Source organism: Clostridium arbusti SL206 (assembly GCF_000246895.1).
GTDB lineage: Bacteria > Bacillota > Clostridia > Clostridiales > Clostridiaceae > Clostridium_I > Clostridium_I arbusti.
The window spans coordinates 1-22,657 of sequence record NZ_BAEV01000065.1 but is presented as its reverse complement, the minus strand read 5'-3'; the positions used below and the strand labels follow the sequence as shown (position 1 = coordinate 22,657).

At 30.8% G+C, this 22,657-nt stretch carries 22 protein-coding genes, 1 tRNA gene and 1 riboswitch; of the genes, 16 read left to right on the top strand and 7 right to left on the bottom strand.

The genetic code is table 11. The features are described 5' to 3' along the window. Positions 1 to 295 precede the first annotated feature (295 nt). The 3 genes from trhA (at position 296) to crcB (ending at position 2,089) form a co-directional block, all read left to right on the top strand. Complete coding sequence (gene trhA, locus RH99_RS12085; protein WP_010238416.1) at positions 296 to 946, top strand: PAQR family membrane homeostasis protein TrhA; 651 nt, start codon at positions 296 to 298, stop codon at positions 944 to 946. A gap of 158 nt (positions 947 to 1,104) precedes the next feature. Continuing rightward, positions 1,105 to 1,165: riboswitch (Fluoride riboswitch) on the top strand. Positions 1,166 to 1,210: 45 nt separating this feature from the next. Beyond that, positions 1,211 to 1,615, top strand: a complete 405-nt coding sequence (locus tag RH99_RS12080; RefSeq protein WP_010238414.1) for a fluoride efflux transporter FluC — start codon at positions 1,211 to 1,213, stop codon at positions 1,613 to 1,615. A 120-nt stretch (positions 1,616 to 1,735) separates the two neighbouring features. Then, complete coding sequence (gene crcB, locus RH99_RS12075) at positions 1,736 to 2,089, top strand: fluoride efflux transporter CrcB (RefSeq protein WP_010238412.1); 354 nt, start codon at positions 1,736 to 1,738, stop codon at positions 2,087 to 2,089. A gap of 149 nt (positions 2,090 to 2,238) precedes the next feature. Here crcB and RH99_RS12070 read toward each other — a convergent pair whose 3' ends face one another. Together RH99_RS12070 and RH99_RS12065 are read right to left on the bottom strand one after the other, a co-directional pair. Beyond that, positions 2,239 to 2,859 (bottom strand): hypothetical protein, encoded by a 621-nt coding sequence (locus tag RH99_RS12070; RefSeq protein WP_010238410.1) that lies wholly within the window; start codon positions 2,857 to 2,859, stop codon positions 2,239 to 2,241. A gap of 87 nt (positions 2,860 to 2,946) precedes the next feature. Beyond that, positions 2,947 to 3,603: a DUF6483 family protein gene (locus RH99_RS12065; protein ID WP_373854711.1), complete on the bottom strand. Its 657-nt coding sequence runs from the start codon at positions 3,601 to 3,603 to the stop codon at positions 2,947 to 2,949. Between the two features lie 205 nt (positions 3,604 to 3,808). Here RH99_RS12065 and polA point away from each other — a divergent pair, with 205 nt between their 5' ends. The 8 genes from polA to RH99_RS12030 all read left to right on the top strand — a co-directional run bounded on the left by polA (position 3,809) and on the right by RH99_RS12030 (position 12,015). Next, positions 3,809 to 6,418 carry a DNA polymerase I gene (gene polA / locus RH99_RS12060; protein ID WP_010238405.1) on the top strand — a complete coding sequence of 870 codons (2,610 nt, stop codon included), beginning with the start codon at positions 3,809 to 3,811 and terminating at the stop codon, positions 6,416 to 6,418. A 20-nt stretch (positions 6,419 to 6,438) separates the two neighbouring features. Further along, positions 6,439 to 7,035, top strand: coding sequence for a dephospho-CoA kinase (gene coaE, locus RH99_RS12055; RefSeq protein ID WP_010238403.1), 597 nt, complete (start codon positions 6,439 to 6,441; stop codon positions 7,033 to 7,035). Positions 7,036 to 7,044: 9 nt separating this feature from the next. Beyond that, positions 7,045 to 7,596, top strand: coding sequence for a lytic transglycosylase domain-containing protein (locus tag RH99_RS12050; protein ID WP_010238401.1), 552 nt, complete (start codon positions 7,045 to 7,047; stop codon positions 7,594 to 7,596). 642 nt (positions 7,597 to 8,238) lie between these two features. Then, positions 8,239 to 8,324: transfer RNA gene (locus tag RH99_RS12045), tRNA-Leu, on the top strand. A 123-nt stretch (positions 8,325 to 8,447) separates the two neighbouring features. Continuing rightward, positions 8,448 to 8,570 carry a hypothetical protein gene (locus RH99_RS19925; protein ID WP_279374043.1) on the top strand — a complete coding sequence of 41 codons (123 nt, stop codon included), beginning with the start codon at positions 8,448 to 8,450 and terminating at the stop codon, positions 8,568 to 8,570. Positions 8,571 to 8,699: 129 nt separating this feature from the next. Next, positions 8,700 to 9,824 carry a radical SAM protein gene (locus RH99_RS12040; RefSeq protein ID WP_010238399.1) on the top strand — a complete coding sequence of 375 codons (1,125 nt, stop codon included), beginning with the start codon at positions 8,700 to 8,702 and terminating at the stop codon, positions 9,822 to 9,824. A gap of 433 nt (positions 9,825 to 10,257) precedes the next feature. Then, a complete protein-coding gene (locus tag RH99_RS12035) occupies positions 10,258 to 11,172 on the top strand; it encodes an ABC transporter ATP-binding protein (protein ID WP_010238397.1) in 915 nt (304 codons plus the stop codon). Between the two features lie 6 nt (positions 11,173 to 11,178). Next, on the top strand, positions 11,179 to 12,015 hold the full coding sequence (locus tag RH99_RS12030) for an ABC transporter permease (protein ID WP_010238395.1): 837 nt from the start codon (positions 11,179 to 11,181) through the stop codon (positions 12,013 to 12,015). A 210-nt stretch (positions 12,016 to 12,225) separates the two neighbouring features. On the opposite strand, the gene RH99_RS12025 is transcribed toward RH99_RS12030, so the two are convergent. Then, positions 12,226 to 12,645 (bottom strand): hypothetical protein, encoded by a 420-nt coding sequence (locus RH99_RS12025; protein ID WP_010238392.1) that lies wholly within the window; start codon positions 12,643 to 12,645, stop codon positions 12,226 to 12,228. Positions 12,646 to 13,044: 399 nt separating this feature from the next. On the opposite strand from RH99_RS12025, the gene RH99_RS12020 reads away from it, so the two are divergent. From RH99_RS12020 to RH99_RS12010, 4 genes are all read left to right on the top strand, one after another. Further along, positions 13,045 to 13,434: an iron chaperone gene (locus RH99_RS12020; RefSeq protein WP_026038488.1), complete on the top strand. Its 390-nt coding sequence runs from the start codon at positions 13,045 to 13,047 to the stop codon at positions 13,432 to 13,434. A gap of 167 nt (positions 13,435 to 13,601) precedes the next feature. Then, complete coding sequence (locus RH99_RS20040; RefSeq protein WP_373854710.1) at positions 13,602 to 13,718, top strand: DUF3606 domain-containing protein; 117 nt, start codon at positions 13,602 to 13,604, stop codon at positions 13,716 to 13,718. A 99-nt stretch (positions 13,719 to 13,817) separates the two neighbouring features. Further along, positions 13,818 to 16,643, top strand: a complete 2,826-nt coding sequence (locus RH99_RS12015) for a cation-translocating P-type ATPase (protein ID WP_010238388.1) — start codon at positions 13,818 to 13,820, stop codon at positions 16,641 to 16,643. Positions 16,644 to 17,182: 539 nt separating this feature from the next. Continuing rightward, positions 17,183 to 17,749 carry an addiction module protein gene (locus tag RH99_RS12010; RefSeq protein ID WP_010238385.1) on the top strand — a complete coding sequence of 189 codons (567 nt, stop codon included), beginning with the start codon at positions 17,183 to 17,185 and terminating at the stop codon, positions 17,747 to 17,749. 309 nt (positions 17,750 to 18,058) lie between these two features. Here the strand turns inward: RH99_RS12010 and RH99_RS12005 are convergent, their stop codons facing one another. The 3 genes from RH99_RS12005 to RH99_RS11995 all read right to left on the bottom strand — a co-directional run bounded on the left by RH99_RS12005 (position 18,059) and on the right by RH99_RS11995 (position 21,518). Continuing rightward, positions 18,059 to 19,783 (bottom strand): acyl-CoA dehydrogenase family protein, encoded by a 1,725-nt coding sequence (locus RH99_RS12005; RefSeq protein ID WP_010238382.1) that lies wholly within the window; start codon positions 19,781 to 19,783, stop codon positions 18,059 to 18,061. Between the two features lie 278 nt (positions 19,784 to 20,061). Continuing rightward, positions 20,062 to 20,652, bottom strand: coding sequence for a DUF2238 domain-containing protein (locus tag RH99_RS12000; protein ID WP_010238380.1), 591 nt, complete (start codon positions 20,650 to 20,652; stop codon positions 20,062 to 20,064). Positions 20,653 to 20,891: 239 nt separating this feature from the next. Further along, positions 20,892 to 21,518, bottom strand: coding sequence for a DUF975 family protein (locus RH99_RS11995; RefSeq protein WP_010238378.1), 627 nt, complete (start codon positions 21,516 to 21,518; stop codon positions 20,892 to 20,894). Positions 21,519 to 21,770: 252 nt separating this feature from the next. On the opposite strand from RH99_RS11995, the gene RH99_RS19375 reads away from it, so the two are divergent. Then, positions 21,771 to 21,914 (top strand): hypothetical protein, encoded by a 144-nt coding sequence (locus tag RH99_RS19375; protein ID WP_162829319.1) that lies wholly within the window; start codon positions 21,771 to 21,773, stop codon positions 21,912 to 21,914. 173 nt (positions 21,915 to 22,087) lie between these two features. Here RH99_RS19375 and RH99_RS11990 read toward each other — a convergent pair whose 3' ends face one another. Continuing rightward, positions 22,088 to 22,423: a cupin domain-containing protein gene (locus tag RH99_RS11990; protein ID WP_010238376.1), complete on the bottom strand. Its 336-nt coding sequence runs from the start codon at positions 22,421 to 22,423 to the stop codon at positions 22,088 to 22,090. Positions 22,424 to 22,657: the final 234 nt, after the last annotated feature.

The following is a 22,657-nucleotide window of genomic DNA, read 5'->3' as shown; positions in this document are numbered from 1 at the left end:
AGTGCGTGGGAGATTTACACCAAGTTAGTCAGGTTAAAATTTAGGTAAATAAACTTTAAATTTTAGAAATACTTTAAGAATATTGAATATACTAAATAATATTTATAGAATAAATTTGAAAAACAATAAAAAACTTAGCTTTATGAAGATAATAGGATTTAAAGCTCATAAAATTGACAATATTATATTATATAGAGGGTTGTAATATATGTATATTATTATTACAATAATGATATAATAATACATAGTATTAAAAACTAGATGGTAAATATATGAGTATAAAGGAGTGGGTTTTATGTTTAGAAAGTTTAGGGAACCTGTTAGTGGATTAACACATCTATTTGGAGTTGCTATTTCTATAGTTGGTCTTATTGTTTTAGTTGATTATGCTTTAAGATTAAATAACTTATGGCATATAAGTGCTTTTGTGGTTTTTGGAGTAAGTTTAATATTACTTTATAGTGCAAGTACCGTATATCATTTGACTTCTGCCTCAAAGAAAGTAATCAAAGTACTTAGAAGAATTGATCATTCTATGATATATGTTTTAATTGCAGGTAGTTATACACCTATTTGTTTAATTGCATTAAGAGGAAGAATAGGATTTACTATATTAGCTGTAATTTGGGCATTAGCTATATTTGGTATTATAGTAAAGAATTTTTGGTTTACTGCACCAAGATGGCTTTCCACCTTCTTTTATATATTCATGGGATGGCTTGTAATAGTAGCAATTTTCCCACTAGCAAGGGTATTTACTACTAGTGCCATAATGTGGCTTGTTTTAGGCGGTATTTCCTATACTGTAGGTGGGCTTATATATGGCTTTCAGCTTCCAAAAATGAAAAATAGATATTTTGGTTCTCATGAGATATTCCATATTTTTGTACTAGTGGGAAGCTTTTGTCATTACTGGCTTGTGCTAAGATATGTAACTATTATGTAAAAAGCTTATAGGAATTAATACATAGCTTTTTATATGGAAAATAAGTATTAAATTTAATTATTCATAAACTTATAGCAGAAGGAAAAAGGAATATAACATTGGAAGTAGATAGTAATAATAAGATGGCTTTTCAATACTATAAAAAATATGTTATAATATAACTAATAGGTGATGGAGTTCGCCATTAAATGCTGAAATGCTGATGACTCCTACAGGTTTTTATCTGTGGGGGTCTTTTTTGCGATTAGAATAGGGGGTTACAAAATGAAAAAGTACGTATATGTTGGTTCTTTTGGGTTTCTTGGAGCTATACTGAGATTTACCATAAAGAACATAAAAATTAAAGATTATACTGGACAAATACCTATAAATACATTGATTATTAATGTAACAGGAAGCTTTTTTTTAGCACTTATACTTACTTTAACTTTGGAGGTATATAAAGTTAGGGAAGAAGTTAAGTTAGGGCTTACAACAGGTCTATTAGGTACCTATACTACATTTTCATCGCTGTGCAGGGAAGAAGTTAATCTAATATTAAATGGAAACTATTATTCCGCATTTACATATATTCTTATGTCGATATTGTTTAGTAGTATAGCAATATTTATAGCCATTACAATATCAAAAATGGTAGCTAGGAAAAGAAATGATGCTAATCTAGACTAAGTAAAAACTTTTGTAAGTTATGATATCTTATATCCATTTATAAAATTTTCCATAAATAGATATAGGTAGTATTAATGATTTTATGAATTGAAGATTAATATAAATTAGGGGAGTGTGAACATGGAATATATATTAGTGGGTATAGGGGGAATATTAGGCAGTATATCAAGATTTAAACTTGGAAAATTTGTAACTAAAAAATCAACAATTAAATTTCCATTAGGAACTTTTATAATAAATATAACAGGGGCCTTTCTCTTAGGGATTCTTACTGCAATGAATCCAAATAAGTACATATATGACCTTTTAGGCGATGGATTTTTAGGAGCATATACAACCTTCTCTACCTTTATGTATGAAGGATTTTCTCTTTTTCAAAACAACAAAAGACTAAATGCAATATTCTATATATTTATTTCTCTTGCTATAGGAATAATAGGTTACTTTATGGGGTATACACTTGGAAAACTGTGAATTTAAATATAAAGTATTTTATCTGATGACCAGGAGTTTATAATACTGTATCCAGCTAAAGGGGAAGCAAACAAATACAAAGTGTATTTGTTTGCTTCCCCTTTAGCTGGAGATAATAGTGAAACGGCCATAGATAATTCACATGATTTTCATATTTTATTAAGCTCCATTGGATCATAGGTGGGTACATCAGCTTTTTCAATAATATTTAAAGACTTTGAAGCATCCTGTAACAAGTCAGTATTGTTATCTATTAGATCATACTTTAAGCTTTCATTAAAATAATTGCAGTAAGAATAATAGTCTTTTCTCTCTAGAGAGTAATTCTTATAAAGATCACCAGATTCTTTTATAACTTCTCTGCAAAGATATAGATTACAAGGATGCGGTCTCAATTGAAAATTAATAGTACATCCACTTTCACCTATGAAAGGGCAAGATTTAAAGAATAATTTGGAGTCAAAATTTGAAATAGGTAAATTATTTTCATTATAAGTATTGTATTTATTTTTATCATAAAAACCATGTACTTGAATAAAATATTGGGAAATTGCTGCTTTAGTATTTTTTAAAAGTGAATAGATAAAATCTATCTTACCTACATTTATTATATTTTTAATGTCCATAAGAGTATATTTTGGAAAATACCAGCAGCAGCCTCTATTAACATTTATATGAGAAGTTGATTCTATAAAATTATTACAATGTCCGCAAATATTGCAGTGGAAAACAGGTATGTTATTTTTAAATTCGTAGCTTAATGTAAACATAAATTCTCATCCCCATTCAAATAGTTACTTAAGCATTAGGCATATGAAAATAAATAGTAAGTCAAAATAGACTAGTATACTGACTAGTTATTTATTTGAAGATGCCTTAAGTGATTCTAAAATTTCATGCCTTGGAAGATTACCTTGTATCAAGTCCTCATCCTTTTTTTCGAGAAGTTCATTATAAAATTCTTTAAGTTTGTTTTTAGCGAATTCTTTTTTTAAAGGATCATTCATAAGGTCATAGAGATGATCCTCAGCTTTAGAATATATACCTATTGATTTATAGAGATAGAAGAGCTTTTCTTGGTCTTCTGAGGTGGTTTCAAAGTTTTCAACAGCCCCTGCAATTTCTTCTGAAAGTTCTATGTAACCTTCTAGTTCACAGTCTAAGTTTAGTACAAATATATTTGAAATCAAATTAAAAGCTTTTGAATATCTAAAATAGGCTTCATTATATTTTTCTTCATCATAAAAAATATTACCTTCTTCAAATAAAAGGGCTGCACCAATGGCACATTGTATTCCTTGAATTTCATCGTTTTTTTTCATAAGATTTAATAAATCCTTTTCAGAAACGGAATTTACAAAACTGGAACTAAAGCCAAGAAATCTTTTAAAAGCTGTATCAATTAAGCTAAGACTCTCCAATTTTAAATGCTTTGCATCTTTTATTTGTTTTATTAGAGAAAGAAATTCTTGGGATATTTTTGCACTGTAGTCATCTTTTATCAAGTAGAACACCTCAATTTCTAAGTTTTTATTTATTGTATTTTGGTCTATAATAAATATTATAGTGAATATCTATAATTTTTAAAACAACATAATGTAAACTTATAGAATATATTTATATTTAATTAGTTGTTCATAGTTTTGTTATGTAAGGATAAATATGATAATATATAGTAATGTGATAAAGGAAATCCTAGATTGGAGAAGTGATTAGATAATGGAAAGATTGCTTATATTAGATGGCAATAGTCTTATGAATAGAGCTTTCTACGCAATACCTGCCCTTAACAATTCAGAGGGTTTAAATACAAATGCGATTTATGGTTTCATAAATATGCTGTTTAAAATGAAAGAGGAACTAAAGCCAGATTATATAGTTACAACTTTTGATAAGAAGGCGCCTACTTTCAGGCATAAAGAATATAAAGATTATAAAGCAGGAAGAAAGAAAATGCCACCAGAGCTTGCAGAACAATTCCCGGTGGTGAAAGAACTTTTAGAAAAACTTGCTATAAATATATTTGAAATAGAAGGTTTTGAAGCGGATGACTTAATAGGAACCTTGGCCTATTTTTCTAGGGATAAAGGTATAGAAGTATATATAATTACAGGAGATAAAGATGCCCTTCAACTTGCAGATGATAATATAAAAATAGTTATCAATAAAAAAGGTATGACGGAAAAAGAAATTTATGATAAGGATAGAATGCTATCAGACTATGGAGTAACTCCTAAACAGTTTATAGATGTTAAGGGACTTATGGGTGACAGTTCAGATAACATTCCTGGTGTGCCTGGTATTGGAGAGAAAACTGCACTTAAACTCATTAAGGAATATGGAAGTGTTGAGAATGTTTTAATGAACATAGAGAATTTAAGTGGAAAAAAGATGAAAGAAAATCTTATTGAGTATAGAGAACAAGCGGTATTCAGTAAAAAGTTAGCTACGATAATAACTGATGTTCCCATTGAAATAGACCTGGAAGCTATAAAGTCAAAGGAAAGTTTTGATGTAAAAGCTGTAAGAGATACGTTCCAAAAACTTGAATTCAAAAGTCTTATTAGTAAGCTGCCCATGGCAGAAGAAGATATAAAGGCTAGCATAGATGTAGAGTATACAATTGTAGATACCTTAGAGGATTTACAAAAGCTTGCTAGTTCAATAAAAGATACTATGCATATTCTATTTGAAAACGAGAATGAAAATGTGTATTCAAAAAGTGATATAAGAAAAATATATTTGAATTTGAAAGACAAGAATTATGTAATTGACTACAATAAGGTTTTCATAGAAAACTCAGAAGAGACAATAAAGATTCTAAAAACAGTTCTTGAAGATAAGAATATAGAAAAGATAATTCATAGTGCTAAAATACCTTATACCATACTCGGCAAATTGGGTATCTCACTAAAGGGGTTAATTTTTGACACTAAAATAGCCGCTTATCTTATTGATCCTTCTAAAAGTGAATATGACTTAAAGGGATTAATAGGGGATATTTTGAATATAGATATAAGTGATGAAGATGAACTCATCAAGGTAAAAGAAGTACAATGCCTAAAAGAAATTTATAAGAATCTAAGTGAAAAGATTAAATCTTTAAATATGGAAGAATTATTTTATACTGTGGAAGAACCGTTAATAGAAGTACTTTCTGCTATGGAAAAAAGAGGCTTTAAAATTGATAAAGTGAAACTTACGGAATTGGGAGAACAATTCAGTGAAAAAATACAGCAAACTCAAGATGAAATCTATGGTATTTCCGGGGAAGAGTTTAATATAAGTTCTCCAAAACAACTTGGAAAAATACTGTTTGAAAAACTTGATTTACCTGTAATAAAGAAGACAAAAACAGGATATTCCACTAATGCAGAGGTGTTAGAAAAATTAAGGGATAAACATCCTATTATAGATAAAATAACTTATTTTAGGCAACTGACAAAGCTTTATTCAACCTATGTAGAAGGACTTAAAAACGTTATAGATGTGGATGATAAAATACATTCTAGTTTTAACCAAACAGTTACAACTACAGGAAGGCTTTCAAGTACAGAGCCTAATCTTCAGAATATACCTATAAAACATGAAATGGGAAGAGAAATAAGGAAGGTATTTGTAGCAGATGATGATGAATCCGTTATTTTATCAGGAGATTATTCACAGATAGAATTAAGAGTTTTAGCTCACATTGCAGATGATGAAAATCTAATAAATGCCTTTAAGCATCATAGTGATATACATACTAAAACTGCTTCAGAAGTATTTAATGTACCAATTGAAGAAGTGACACCTCTTATGAGAAGTAATGCAAAGGCAGTTAATTTTGGTATAGTATATGGTATAGGAGATTTTAGTCTTGCACAGGATCTAAAGATAACAAAGAGCAAAGCTAAGGAATATATAGACACTTATTTTGAAAGATATCCTAATGTAAAAAAATATCTTGAAGACATTGTCGTTAAGGCAAAGGAAGATAAATATGTTACTACTATATTAAATAGAAGAAGATACATTCCTGAAATAAATGCAAGAAATAAAATGGTGGCTTCCTTTGGTAAGAGGCTTGCAATGAATACTCCTATACAGGGAAGTGCAGCTGATATAATAAAGCTAGCAATGGTAAAAGTATATGAAAAACTTAGAGAAGAAAATTTAAAGAGTACAATTATATTACAGGTACACGATGAACTGATTCTAAATGTATATAAGGATGAGCTAGATCAGGTAAAAGAACTAGTGAAAAACGAAATGGAAAACGCCATAGTATTAAAGGTTCCATTAGAAGTAGATATTAATATAGGAAAAACATGGTATGAGGCTAAATAAAAATTGAGGATGATGGGGTTATGTTAAAGGTAGGACTTACTGGAGGAATTGGAACTGGTAAGAGTACAGTGTCTAGAATGTTTAAAGAAAGATCTATTCCAGTTATAGATGCAGATGTCATTTCAAGAGAGGTCTTAAATCTGTATCCTGAACTGTTAGAGGAAATAAAAAATGAATTTGGCAGTGAGTTTTTTGATGAATATGGAAGGCTCTTAAGAAGAAAATTAGGGGATTACGTGTTTACATCGGAAATCAAGAGAAAAAGGCTGGAAGAAATTATAATGCCTTATATAAAGAAGGATATATTTAAGCATATTAAACTTTATGAGGATTTAAAGGAAAGCATATGTATTCTGGATGCTCCAATTTTAATTGAAACTGGCATAAATGATGACATGGATTTGAATGTTTTAGTTTGGGTTGACAAAGACACTCAAATCAAAAGAGTCATGGACAGAGATAAAATGAGCCGAGATCAGGTAATGAATAGAATAAGGGCTCAAATGCCTTTAGAGGAAAAGAAAAAGTATGTGGACATTGTAATAGATACAAGTATCAACGTGGAATACACTGAAAAGCAGGTTGAGAAATTATTAACGTCACTAGATATATTATAGGAGGTAAAAATGCGGTTTAAAAGCTTAATATTTACTTTCTTGGTAATAGTTATAATTGTTGCAGCGGTATTAAATGTAAAGACTATAGGGAGACATTATTATCCTATAAAATATTCTAAGTACATATATGAATATTCAGCTAAATATAATTTAAGTCCTTATTACGTGGCTGCTATTGCTAAAACAGAAAGTAATTATAATCCAAGGGCAAAGTCAAATAGAGATGCCTATGGAATAATGCAGATAACTCCAGAAACTGGTGAGTGGGCTGCTGGAAAAATGGGACTAAAGGATTTTAGCAATGATAAGCTCTATGATCCTGAGTACAATATAAGAATGGGCTGTTGGTATTTAGACAACCTTAGAAAAGAATTTAACAATTGGGACTTGGTGTCTGCCGCCTATAATGGTGGACGGGGAAACGTTAAGTCCTGGTTAAATGATACAGAACATTCTAAGGATGGGAAAAATCTTCATTATATACCTTTTAAAGAGACGGACAAGTATGTTAAGAAGATAAGAGTAAGTTACAATATTTACAGATGGCTGTATAGTAAGTAGGTTTAAAGTGAACTTTAAAGATTGGTAGTTGAAGTGTATTTACGATAATTCTTCGTTTCATAAAGGAAATCTAGCATTGACTTATTTTAAAAACCTATGACTTTTAAACTCGTTTCACTCAAACAGTAAAAGTCACTTAACGGTTTTTAAATTCGTCAAAGCAATATTTCCTAAATTCACTCAAGAATATCTACAATACACTGCAACTACGAGTAAAGTTCATTTTAAATCTTTTATAAGTAAGAAAAATAACTTAACGGACTTCAAAGCCGTGAAGATAAGATTTTTACACATTCGCTCAAAGATGTCATAAATTCATATATTATGCTGGTGAACCTTGGTTTTAAACTAGTATGGTTGATTGTTTAAACTCGTTTCACTCAAACAGTAAAAGTCACTTAACGATTTTTAAATTTGTCAAAGCAATATTTCCTAAATTCACTCAAGAATATTTACAATACACTTCAACTACGAGTAAAGTTCATTTTACAAAATATGTAAAAATAAAAAACTGTTGACTAAACTAAGTACATATAATATAATTTATAGCGTAGTTGTTTGTAGTTGACAGACAAGTATGGTAGGTTGGTGTTATGTTAGCTTGTAAGTAAAGAAAAATATTCTCAATAAAATTAAATATATGCGAGAGTGCTGGAATTGGCAGACAGGCTACTTTGAGGGGGTAGTATCCATCGGGTGTACGGGTTCAAGTCCCGTCTTTCGCACCAAAAAGAATTAGGACTACTCAGTAGAATGGGTAGTTTTTTGTTGTAAAATATATAAGAAAACTAATTAATATATGATATACTGTAGACAATAATGAGAAAGTTTGCTTGAGGGGAGTGTTCTGAATGAAATGGGAAGAAGTAAGAAAAATGTATTCTGAAAAATGGATATTATTCGAAGCTTTAGAGGCACATTCTGAATCAGAAAAAAGAGTTATGGTAAGGAAACAATACTTAACGATATTCTAAATCTTTATGTTATTTTCCTACACAAGGCATGTAGAGTGCGTATGGTCTTTTGAAGAAGAATATGTGAAAAAGCATAGCAAGAAGATTTGAATTGAGTCTTAAATAGGATTAATTAGAGGAGGATACATTATGAAAATTTCAAAAAAAGATGCGTTGATATGGTTTGAATTTTTCTCAATATTGCCAGAAGATGAGGAAATTATGACAAAACAACAAGAAATCATTTACGCTACCTTTGCACAAATTGAGGCAGCAATCGATAATAGAAATGATAAGTTAATGTCGGAAATTAGAGGTTTGAAAACTTTGGAGAATAGAACTTTTTTTGTTGGAAATGAAAGCAAATTTGCTAAGGGATGTCGTTCTTGTCTGATGGGAACTGGGTTGAGTGCAATTAGGAAAACAAACAAATGTAACGTAGAGTGCAAGTTCTGCTATAATTATGGGGAGTTAGATAGTATTCCTCCAATTGGTGAAGGTATGTGGGAGATCGGAGACACAAAATTTTATGAGAAAGATATTGATTTACTTCTTTCCATACAACAGAAGCCTACTGGCATTTCCTATGTTTATTTAGAGCCATTCATGGAAATTGAAAAATACTATTCCATTATAAAGAAATTTAGTGATGCTCAAATTTATCAACATTTATACACAAATGGTACTTTAGCTACAGAAGAGACATTAAAAGCATTAGGTGAAGCCGGTCTTGACGAGATACGTTTCAACCTGGGTGCCTCTAATTGTTCAGACAAAGTTATTGAAAATATTGGAATAGCGAAAAAATATATTAAAAATGTAGGTATTGAAACTCCAATGACTCCTGAGTTTTTCGAAGTGTTTTTTAAGAAAAAGCAATCAATCTTGGAGACAAAACTTGATTTTATCAATTGTGCAGAATTACATTTAAATGAGAATAACATAGATAATTATTATGAGGAAAATATGTATATTTCCAGACATGGCTATATATCTCCGATTTGGAGTAGGGAATTAACTCTGAAATTCATGAAGATAGCCGATGAAGAAAACTGGGATTTAGCAGTTCATGATTGCTCAAACCATACAAAATTTGCCAGAGATTTGAATTTGAGTAGCAAAGAGGGTAAGTGGTTTGGAGCCAGTGATTATGCCTGTGAGTTTTCCAGGATACCATACGAAGTATTTTTACCAATACTGCGTGATGAAAATTTTAAATTTTTAAGTGAAGAAGAATTGCCTGATGGCTATAAAGCAGGAGAGATGATTTTTTAGCTCAACATGTCTCTAGCACCTCGGAGGTGTAATTTTTTCCATAGTCAAGCAGTATTTTGCAATATGCAAAACTAAAAAAGATAGCAATTATGTTTTTACCTATGATAATTTCATATCTAAAGAAAATTTGCAAGATGAAAAAAGAAAAGCAGATATATCAGTAATATAAATATAACAAGATTAAGTGCAGCAGTTGTAACGGAAAAATTGAGCAAAGTAGATATAACAAAGAAAGATATCAATCTTAAATAAAGGATTTTTGCGAAAAAAGTCAATTACACATAGGTAATTGACTTTTTTATATTTTACATGGTAAAATTTGAATATGCATTATTTATTTTATTTAATGATGTTTATGATTCCTTGATTTTTAAAGAGTTTTTGTTGTTTTGTATTATCATGAATGCTAAAAACAGTTGATAGGAGTGATAGAGTGAAGAATATAATTGAAGTTCGAAATTTTGTAAAGAAATATGGTAATTTTACAGCAGTGGACAATGTTTCATTTGAGGTGGAGGAGGGAAGCATTTTTGCTTTTTTAGGTCCAAATGGAGCGGGTAAAAGCACTACCATCAATACCCTATGTACTATATTCGACAAGACTGGGGGAACTCTGTTAATTGATGGAAAAGACGTTTCCCATGACAGGGATGCCGTTAGAAGTGTTATTGGAGTTGTTTTTCAAGAATCAACACTGGATAATAAAATGACCGTCTTTGAAAATCTAAATATGCATTGTTATTTTTATGGAATCCCTAAAAGTGAAATTTTGGAACGTATTAACTTTGTTTTGGATATAGTGGATTTACAGGATTGGAAAAAAGCAATGGTGAGCAGCTTGTCTGGAGGTATGAAACGACGTGTGGAAATAGCCAGATCGCTTTTGCATTATCCTAAAGTATTGTTTTTGGATGAACCAACCACAGGACTTGATCCTCAAACAAGGGCACATATCTGGAATTATATTGTGAAGTTGCAAAAAGAAAAAAATATTACCATTTTTTTAACAACCCATTATATGGATGAGGCTGAGATTTGCAGCAAAGTTGCCATTATGGATGCCGGTAAAATTGTTGCAATAGACACGCCATATCATTTAAAGAAGCAGTACACAAAAGATAAGGCATATATTACAACTGGTGATGAGCAAGGGTTGGAGTCACTGCTTAATAGGGAAGAATTTATCTACAAGAAAAAAGATGATTATTATTCTATTGAGGTTCGAAGTTTACCGGAATTGATGGAAATATTGAGCGCCCAGAAACCGATGATTAAAGATTTGGAAATTAAAAAAGGTACATTGAACGATGTATTCCTAGAAATTACAGGAAAAGATATGAGGGAGTGAGAAATTATGCAAGTTATAGCAGCTTTATGGTTTAGAAATCTTAAAATTTTTGCACGGAATCGTGTTCAGCTTGTTTTCACGATTATCATGCCGTTTTTCTTTTTATATGTATTCAGTGCAATATTTAAAAACGATAATATTTCCAATCCAGTAAATTATATGCTTGCTGGTATTGTTATAACAACCGTATTTCAAACCGCTATTACTATTGCTACTAGTACAATTGAAGATATTGTTTCGGGTTTTATGAAGGAAGTGTTGGTAAGCCCTGTTAAACGAATTCAGATTGCTGCCGGTCAACTTTTGTCTGCAGCAACAATAGCAACATTACAAGGTATTATAATTTTATTTATTGGCTATTTTATAGGTCTTAAATTTACATTTTTGATTACACCATTTGTGGTAATTGGTGTAATGGCCGCCGTTGGGCTTGTGTTTTCTGGCTTGGGGCTATTTTTGGCTGCACTGGTAAAAAATTCCCAGACGTTTCAAATTGTCATAACGGCTATTACAATGCCGTTGACTTTTCTTTGCGGTGCATATATCCCCCTTTCGTTGTTGCCAAAAATATTGCAATATTTTGCTTATCTCAATCCAATGACATATACAACAGCATTTTTTAGAACCATTATACTGGAAAAGACGTCTTTAACAACCGATCAGTTGATAGCGGAACAGCTCGCTTTTAAAATTGGGAATTTTGTAATTACTCCCTTTATCAGTATGGTGATTGTAATAATTTTCGGAATCATATTTTTACTGCTTGCAACATTAGTTTTCTCAAGGGTAGATTTTTCAAGAATTAATCGTTCTAAAAGTAAAGAATCTGATATATGGAGTTAGCAATGATATTATAAGACAAAAGTTTAGAAAAAAATTGTAAAGCTTAAAATTTATAGGTGATCGGCTTGGAAACAACATAGCATAACGCTATCTTGAGGGGCGTATGTCGAAGACGTACGTGTTCATCTCACCAAAAGTAAATTACATGAAAATGGGACTGAACTTAGATTGTGTTTATACAATCTAAGTTCAGTCCCACTTTGTTTTACTTTAGTCTTGTTTATATAATGCGAATCCAGTTATAATTAATTTATCCCAATCAGTTTCTTCGTCATTAATCCAACTATATTGAATGTTAAGTTCTTTTAACCATGCATTAAGACCGTTACTTTTTTTGCTAACATTTGGCGCTTGTCTTCCAAATATTTCTTTTATAGTTTCAAGCAATTTTACTTGTTCTTCTTTTTCAAGTTCTTTATCTAACAACTCTTCTATAACTTCACGACATTCTGAATAACTTTTATGATCTTCAGTATATAGTTCATTGGATAATAATTGTTTTTTGTTATTTAAAGTATCTCGTACCTCATTTATTTCTTCTATATTTGATAAGTACTTCTTAGCAATATTAATAGCAGCAATATCATTACTCATTTTAACTATTGCTTTTTCTAATTTTTCATTTCTCATTTTCTAATTCTCACTTTACATTTTTTATTTAGTTATTACTTAATAACAATATACAATTATAACATTAAACTAGTTATTATACAAAATTTCATAAGTTGTAATAAAATATTAATTCTTTGAAATGCCAATTTTAAAAATATTTATAAGCTTTTATACTAAATCTTGTTGGTATTTTGGTATGGATTATTGTAATTTTTACAATTATAATATATTCATGGTGTTTTCTGTAATAATAAACCTTATTAAAATTATTTGACTTGGCAATAGAAGAATAGAGGAGCAGGCATATATGTATTTTTGATATGGATTTAATCAATATATATAAGCTATAATAATGTCATAGGTAAAAACTAAATAAGAAAGAAGGGGGTGATAATAATGGAAGTGAAAGGAAAGATTATGGAAGGAAATAAAATTACATATAAGTCAATTGATGAATATATTTCAAATTTTCCTCCTGAGGTTCAGGAGATACTTAAAAGGTTAAGAAAAGTTATAAAAGAAGCCGCCCCGGACGCAGAGGAAAAGATAAGTTATCAAATGCCTGCTTTTGTGCTGCATGGGAATCTAGTATATTTTGCTGCCTATAAAAATCATATAGGATTTTATCCAACTTCTAGTGGAGTTGATGCATTTAAACATGAACTATCGGAATATAAAACATCAAAGGGAACAGTACAATTTCCTATAAAAAAATCACTGCCTTATGAATTAATAAGTAAGATAGTTAAATTTAGGGTTATTGAGAATATAAAAAAAGCAGAAGAAAAATTGAAAAAGAGGAAGTGAGCTATATAAGAAAAAATAAAATATATACAAAAATAATAATTATAGAATTCTACGCCTCCCTTATTTGGGAGGCTTATATTTTTGAAAAGTAAAATATTAAAATAAAGATTTATTTTTAGCACATAACAATAATTTTATATAGGGTGGTTTGAGCAGGTATACTCATTGTGGCATCACCATCAGATTATTCCACAATAAATATATTCGAACCGGGAGAGGTAAACTGGTGGTGTAAAGAGTTAAATAAATCATTAACAATTTATTTACTTTATATAGAAATTTGATTTATAATTAAACTGAATTAAAGCTTTAAATATAGATAAAAATCATTAGAAATAAAAGGGTATATATTTTTATACTATGATTGGGGGGTGAATAAAATTATGGATCATTTAGAAGAGCAGACAATCAAATCCGATGTAAAAAACAATATACAGAAGCTGACTGTTTCAGAAGTGTATAAAGCCTTAGTCACAGATACTAAAGGACTTACTCAGTCTGAAGCAGAAGCACGTATAAAGCAATTTGGTAAAAACACTTTGCCTGAGAAGAAAAAGAAATCGTTTATATGGAAGTTTCTTGCTAATTTCACGCATTTGATGGCTATATTGCTGTGGGTTGGAGGTATTGCTAGTTTTATAGCTAAAATGCCTGAACTTGGTATAGCAATCTGGATGGTAAATGTTATTAATGGTTTGTTCAGCTTTTGGCAGGAGTTTAGAGCAGAAAAAGCAACGGAAGCTTTACGTCAGTTGATTCCTGATTATGCAAGGGTATTGAGGAATGGCGAAGAACAGAAAATATTAGCTGAAGAATTGGTTCCTGGAGACATTATGATGCTTTCAGAAGGTGATCGTATTTCTGCCGATGCTCGTCTTGTAGAAGCTAGTGACATTAGAATTAACCAGTCTACGCTCACTGGTGAATCGCGTTCGATTCATAAAGTAAAGGATGTAGTGCTGCGCGATGATATTTCACGGTTAGAACAGTCAAATTTAGTTTTTGCGGGAACAAGTGTTGCAGAAGGATCTGGAAAAGCCATCATCTTTTCAATTGGAACAGATACAGAATTCGGTAAAATTGCGGGGCTGACACAAATGCTAAAGGAAGAATCCAGTCCGCTTCAAAAAGAAATGGGACGGCTCACAAGAACTGTTTCTATTATGGCTGTGAGCATAGGGGTATTTTTATTTATTATTGCCACAATGGTTGTTGGTTTAGATATTAACAGAGGTTTTATTTTTGCCATGGGAATGATTGTTGCATTTATACCTGAAGGGCTCCTCCCCACTGTCACTTTATCGTTGGCAATGGGGGTTCAGCGGATGGCCAAGCGGAATGCACTTATAAAACGGTTGTCCTCTGTTGAAACTCTAGGATGTACCCAAGTCATATGCACCGATAAGACTGGTACACTTACAAAAAATGAGATGACTGTGAGTAATATATGGATTGCAGGACGGAATTATAGTGTTACAGGAATAGGATATGATGCTTCCAGCGGTAATATTCAGAATGGTGATGATACGGTTTCACAAGAGGATCAGGATATAAAACAGCTTTTGACTACAGCAAGTCTATGTTGCAATGCTCACCTTGTGCCTCCTAATGAAGATACATCTCGTTGGACGGTATTGGGTGATCCTACGGAGGCTGCTTTGGTAGTACTGGCAAAAAAAGGTGGTCTGAATCTGGAGACAATGAAAGAACAGATTCCGAGATTTAAGGAACTTCCTTTTGATTCAGTGCGAAAACGTATGAGTACAATCCATGAGATTACTGATTCCACCAATACTAATATAAGAATTGCATTTATTAAGGGTGCTCCAAAAGAGGTATTGGATACTTGTACTAGTATACGTGAAAATGGACAGGAAAAAGTTATGGACGAAAATATCCGTGGAAAGATTATGGCTGTAAATGATGAATACGCCAGCAAGGGTTTACGTGTATTGGCTGTTGCTGTTCGAAAATTATCAGATGAAATGTTTATAAAAGACGATATAAACTCTTATACAATTGATAGAGTTGAGAAGGAACTAACTTTCCTTGGATTGATTGCAATGGAGGATCCACCTCGTTCTGAGATACCTGAAGCGGTTGAAAAATGCAGACAATCTGGTATTAGAATTATTATGATTACTGGTGATTATGGGTTGACAGCAGAAAGTATTGCAAGAAATATTGGTATTATTCAAAGTGAAAACCCACGTATTGTAACTGGTGTTGAAATGGAGAAGATGAATCAGGAAGAACTTAAAAAGGCCCTTAGTAATGAGGTTATTCTGGCTAGGATGGCTCCTGCACAAAAGCTTAGGGTTGTCAGCACTCTTCAGGAGATGGGAAATGTGGTTGCTGTAACTGGAGATGGTGTCAACGATTCTCCTGCTCTAAAAAAGGCTGACATAGGGGTTGCAATGGGCCTATCAGGAACTGATGTAGCAAAAGAAGCCGCAGATATGATTTTGACAGATGATAACTTTGCATCTATAGTAAATGCAATTGAAGAAGGGAGAGCTGTATATAATAATATCAGAAAATTTATTGTTTATATATTTAACAGTAATATGGCAGAGGCCATCCCTGTTATAATCTATCTTTTATCCCGAGGGGCAATTCCTCTTCCATTGATAATTATGCAGGTTCTTGCAATAGATTTGGGAACAGATATGCTTCCTGCTATTGGACTAGGATCCGAAAAACCTGAGGAAGGAATCATGGATTCACCGCCTCGTTCAAGGAAAGAGCCTTTATTGAACCGAAAATTGGTTAAGAAAGCTTTACTTTGGTATGGGGTAATAGAATCATTTTTGGCTATGACTGCGTATTTCTTTCTCAATTGGTTATATGGTTGGCCAGGTGTAGCTCTTGCGAATTCTGGAACGGTTTATCGCATGGCAACAACTATGACCTTAGCCGCAATAGTATGTGCGCAGGTTGGTGTGGTTTTTGCCTGCAGAACTGAAGTAGTATCAGTATTTAAAATTGGATTCTTATCAAATCGTATTGTGCTAGCCGGTATTGTTGCAGAACTAGCTTTGCTTAATATACTGATCTATACACCTTTTTTACAGAATTTGTTTAATACTGCACCAATTGGTCTGCGTGAATGGGCATTCCTCACCTTGTGTGGTCCTATCATTTTTCTTGTAGATGAAGTACGAAAATGGTTCTTACGGTCACATGAGAAAGGGAAACACTCAATATAAGTTAAGATAAAATGTTAGGTGGACATCTTAGAGGATTAGTTTAATTATAATAAGCAGCATTTAATCTTAAATAGTAAAGATTAAATGCTTTTTTTAGATTTATATTAATATATCATATGTTTAACTTTTCATGCATTAAAGGTTAATACCTCCACCTCTAAGCGAAGCGTAGGTGGGACTTTTCAATCAGAGGGGGTAGAGTACTCACCTGATTTCACGATGTTTTAGCTTTCTGAAACCAGTTCACGAGGCCTATTTTCTAGGCAGTACGGTTTCAAGTCTTGCTATGTAAGCTGTACTAAATGGAGCTACTTAATAAAATTGGTAGTTTTAATGATGAAAACTTATCCAAAAAAGTTAATTGGTATGATATAATATAGACAAGAATTAAAGAATATTGTTTATATAAAATATTTTTATAAGTATATTTGATATAAATTTAACTATTTTCTAATATAAATAAATATATAATATAAATTGAATTGATTTAATAAAATGATAAAGGAAAAAATATAATAAATTAAGAGGAGTGGATATTATTGAAGGCTAAAATAACTAAAATAAAAGGAATTTATCAAAAAGGTAAATATTTTAATAATATAGGCACTTATTTTATAACATATAAGGGTAAGAAGTATTACAGCGGAGATGTTATAACTATATATGATAAGTATGGAATTCCTTATGATACTATAATTGTTGAAGAAAATAATAAATGCTATATTTATGGATTCTTTTATTCTAGCATTGGTGGTCGTATAGATAAAAAAGAAATATCTGATTTAATTCTATATAAAAGTTATAAAGACTTAAAAGATGGAGAAATTATATTTGATTTTAAAATAGATATTAAAGATATAGATAATTTAAATTTACGTAATTTAGATAAGAAGGAAATAAATGGTAAACTAAGCGCGGAAGTTAAACTAAGATTAGTAGAATTTGATTTATATCCTTTATTGGATAGAATAAAAGATCCTAGTTTGACAGAAGAACAGAAAACAGCCATTGACAAAAGGTTACATAGGCTAGGAAAGGAATTTATAACCCTATATGACATAGTAAAAGAACACAAATATATAGAGAAAAATAGTTTGAAAGGTTAATACCTCCACCTCTAAGCGAAGCGTAGGTGGGACTTTTCAATCAGAGGGTTCTGCTGACGCAGTAGAATTCAAAATAGGCTAGCATACTGACTAGTTATTTATTTGAATGTGCCTAAAATGAAATAAAAAAGAAATAAACCTTATGCTATTTACAGACATAAGGTTTATTTCTTTGAATTTAAAAATTACTTAATTATATTATATTAACATGTACATCTAAGGGGTATGCTTAAATAGTAACAATAAAATGTGGAATAAATAACAAATAATTATGTTTAATTTATGTGATTTAAATTTTTTCTAGTATATTTATAATTTACCGTTTTTTAAGATTTTACTAAGAAGGGGAACAATTTCATACAAATCGCCAACAATACCATAATCGGCTTGTGAAAATATTGGAGCTTTTTCATCTATATTAATGGCAGTAATAATTTTAGCATCACGAATACCAATAAGGTGTTGAACCTGACCAGATATGCCAATAGCCATATAGAATGATCCTTTAAATTTCTGACCGGATACACCTACATACCTATCAAGGGACATCCATTGATTTTCTTCAGCAATAGGTCTTGAACAGCCAAGCTGAGCTCCAATAACCTGAGATAAGGATTGTATTATAGGTAAGTCTTCTTTAGAAGCTAATCCACGGCCTATACTGCATACTTTATCTGCATCACCAATATTTCCATCTAAAGTATTAATAGAACTGTTTTGAATTTGTAGGTTTTCATTTTTAAGATACTTTAGAAATGTATTTATTTTCTCTTCAGTTGATCCTTCTTTTATGATAATTTTCTTGCGGTTTCCTGTTATTGATTTTTTTGCTGGCTTATTTGCTGTTACATTAGTAGGAGGATTACCACTATTCTCTGGCTGAGTTTTTTTAGGCTTTCGTAAAATCGCATTTGAAACAATTAGTCTTTGAATTTCATTTGTACCCTCATATATTGTACAGATTTTGGCATCACGATACATGCGTTCTACCGCATAACCCTTTATATATCCAGAACCTCCATAAATTTGTACAGCATCATTGACAACTTCAAGACAAACATCTGAAGCGTACATTTTTGCCATGGCAGATTCTGTTCCATAGGGTTCATGTTCCTGTTTTAGTTCAGCGGAACTGTATACCATAAACCTAGCTGCACGAATTTTGGTAGCCATATCTGCAAGTTTGAATGAAATAGCTTGTTGTCTTGAAAGTGGTTTACCAAACTGAATTCGTTCTTCAGCATAATTTAGTGCTTTTTCATAAGCTCCTTGGGCAATTCCAAGTGCTTGTGCAGCGATACCTATACGTCCACCTTCTAGGGTTTTCATAGCAATTTTAAAACCCTGTCCTTCTTTTCCAAGGAGATTTTCTTTTGGTATTTTAACGTCTTTGAATAGCAGTTCAGCTGTAGCAGAAGAACGAATGCCCATTTTATTGTAATGTGTGCCAAAAGTAAATCCTTCCCATCCTTTTTCTACAATAAAAGCACTAATTCCCTTGGTCCCTAGTCCTGGATTTGTAACTGCAAATACTATATAAGTATCCGCACAATCAGCGTTAGTTATGAATATTTTAGAACCATTTAGAATATAATGATCACCATCTAAAACAGCCGTAGTTTCCGTTTTAGCAGCATCGCTACCGGCATTAGTTTCAGTTAGGCCAAAAGCAGCAATTTTTTTACCAGAAGCTAGTGGAATAAGATATTTTTCTTTTTGTTCTTCTGTTCCAAATTCCATGATGGGAAATGATCCTAATGACACATGCGCTGATAGAATGACACCAATCCCTGCATCTATTCTTGATAATTCTTCCACGGCAATGACATAACTTAGTACATCTTTGTCAGCACCACCATATTTTGATGGATATGGAAGTCCCATAAAGGATAGTTCTCCCATTTCCTTTACGATTTTTTCTGGAAACATATTTTTTTCATCTAGTTGAAAAGAAATGGGCTCAATTTTTGTCTCCGCAAATTTTCGAACAGTGTTCTTAATGGATTCCTGCCCCTCAGTCAATTTAAAATTCATAAAACCATCTCCTATTGTAATATTACTTTTTAATAAACATATAAAAAGAAAGTTTTTCTATTGGAAGATTTTCCTCCCATATATATAATTATATCACTTTCTTTCGAGGTAATAGCCCATTGTTAAAAGTATATTCTACTGGTCAATCGTTTATCATAATCTTAGTTTTTTTATTTTAAAATACGTCTAAGCAAATTAATTAATTGGTAAAAATTAAATAGGTATAACTTCTATTAGAAAAGTTCAAAAAGATAAGAAGTGCTAGGACAGATAGGACATTATTTTCTTGAATTGCCATAATAATATATTGCTGAAGTAATAAAAGCAGCTAAAATTTCTACAAGAAGATCAGTTGCAGTATCTTGAATTCCACCTTGGGCCATATTAGTTTTAAATAAGTAATCTCCTATAAACTCAAATATTTCCCATAGAGTAGCTAAGGTTGTTGAAAAGCTAAATGCAATTATTGCAGCAAAAAGAGTAAATCGCTTCTTTGTAATTTGGGGTTTGTTTCTAATAATGTCTGGTATTAAATGCAATGCTATTATAACTGCATAGCTGCCACATATAGAGTGTAAGGATAGATCCCACCACCAAAATATATTATAGAATTTCTTGATTTCTCCCAAGTATTGCGCAGAAAAAATAAATAATAAGGTTATTAATTTAAATGTAGAAGGTAGAATTATGTTCTTTATATTAGCAATATGTGTAATTATAAAGGGAAGTATAAGACATATAATAGCCAGTAGTGATAAGGCTAAATTCTTCCATTGTCTTGATGCAATATTAGCAATAGCTGTAGATATGAGAATTAGTTCAAATAATATAGCAATTCCAGTTGCTAACTTATCATTTTTATTAATCATTAAAATATTCTCCTTTTTATTCATTTTCATTTGCCAAGAATAAGTACATTTTTATGAAAATTTATTTTCATTTATAATAATTATTTTTCTTATATTTAAAATTTATATACATAGAAAGGAAATTATTATATTTCTGATGAAGAACAGGAACTTTTGAGAGAATATTTTCAGCATAAAGATAATATAAGGACATACAACTTAGGGGCTGTATGTCCTTATATTTTTTATTTCTATATTAATTATATTGTAGATGAAGATATTTCAGTTTTTGAGGCATCTTTTAAATTCTGATAAAAATTTGCAGTTGCCGTATTCATATATGGAATAAGCCACAGAAATCCTATACCAGCAGTAAGTACTGAAAGAATAGCCCAGCCTATGAAGCTTAAGTTTAGAAGAAATAATTTACCCTTATAGCCTATCATCATTTTTTTACTTTCTCTTAAGGCATCCATTGCTCCAATTTCAGGATTATCATTGAGTATATAAAATGACATGCTATATCTGTATGCAGCAATTATACCAGGTATTATGAGAAGTAAAGACCATAAAAATACAAATATTCCCATTAGTAACATTAATAAAAATGAAGATGCAAAATGTTTAAAGCCATCGAATAAATTTTCAAATCTAAAATTTTCATTCCGTACAAGCTTTAAGAAGCATGAAATAAGTCCAAATGTTAATGGGCCAGCTATAATCCAAGATATTATTACACCAACAATAGGTATGAATCCTAATAATCCGGTTATAATGGAAAAAATAAAGCATAATAATATTGCTGTCCCCCATTTCCCTTTTAATTGTTGCCTTGATAGCTCCCTCAATTCAGAATTTTCTTTAATAAGTCCATTGTTGATTTCCATAAAATCTCTCCTTTAATGAATTTGTCATATATAATAATATTATTATAAACAATGAAAACATTACCTTATAAGGAAATTGTTCATAAATATTTAAAATATTTAGAGTATTAATGTTAAAACTATATTAATATTTACTATTATTTCTAATGAGATGCAGTTATTATAAAACCTTAAAAGGGATAAACTAAAATTATTCATTATAATTTTTATAGTGCAGTATACACTATATATTCTAGAAAGGAATGATAATATATGAAAAAATTTACTACGAGAACTTATAGAAGTAAAAAGCAATTTATTAGAGCATCTAAGAAATTAGGAAGAAAAGGCTATAAGGTGTTAAATGTATCAGAAGTAGATAAAAAACAGGTAGTTGAATATCAAACTAAATCTTAATAATATGAGACTGTCTCAAAAAAGAATAAATACTCATTAAATTTAATAATGGCTTCACTAATTACTAGAAACCATATTTTAATAATTAGTTTTAGTAGTAAAGTAGCTAAAGATAGAGCTGTCTCGCAATACGTAGATATGCATTGTGAGATAGCCCTATCTTTATATAATAATTAATTTTTTATTACTATTAACAGCATTTTAAACTTTTCATAAGCTTGAAGTGCATGTGGAATGTTGGAAGGCATTACTATAGTTTCTCCTTCTTTAACAGTAAAAGTATTGTCACCTATTGTAATTTCAGCTGTACCGTCCAATATTTGAACCATAGCATCTCCAGGAGTTACATGTGAACTTATGCCTTCATTTTTATCCAGTGAAAATAAAGTGATATTTGCATTAGATGTCTGTGCAATAGTTCTGCTTATAACTTGACCTTCTTGATAGGATACTAAATCTTTTAAATTAAGAACATTTGAAAATTCTATGTTTTTTATTAAATTGTTCATTAGCATTCACCTCTTTGATATTCTTTAACCATAGTATAAGTCTTTTATTAATAAAAATATGTATCATAGGTTACCAATTTTAATAAAATTAAATATTATATATCAAACAATTTTATAATATTTTTTACAATAAAATGTATTAAGAGATATGTGCTGGTATGGAATAAAAATGAGTTTACATAGAGATACACACTTATCAATCTTCATTATGTCTACATATATTATACTACGTGT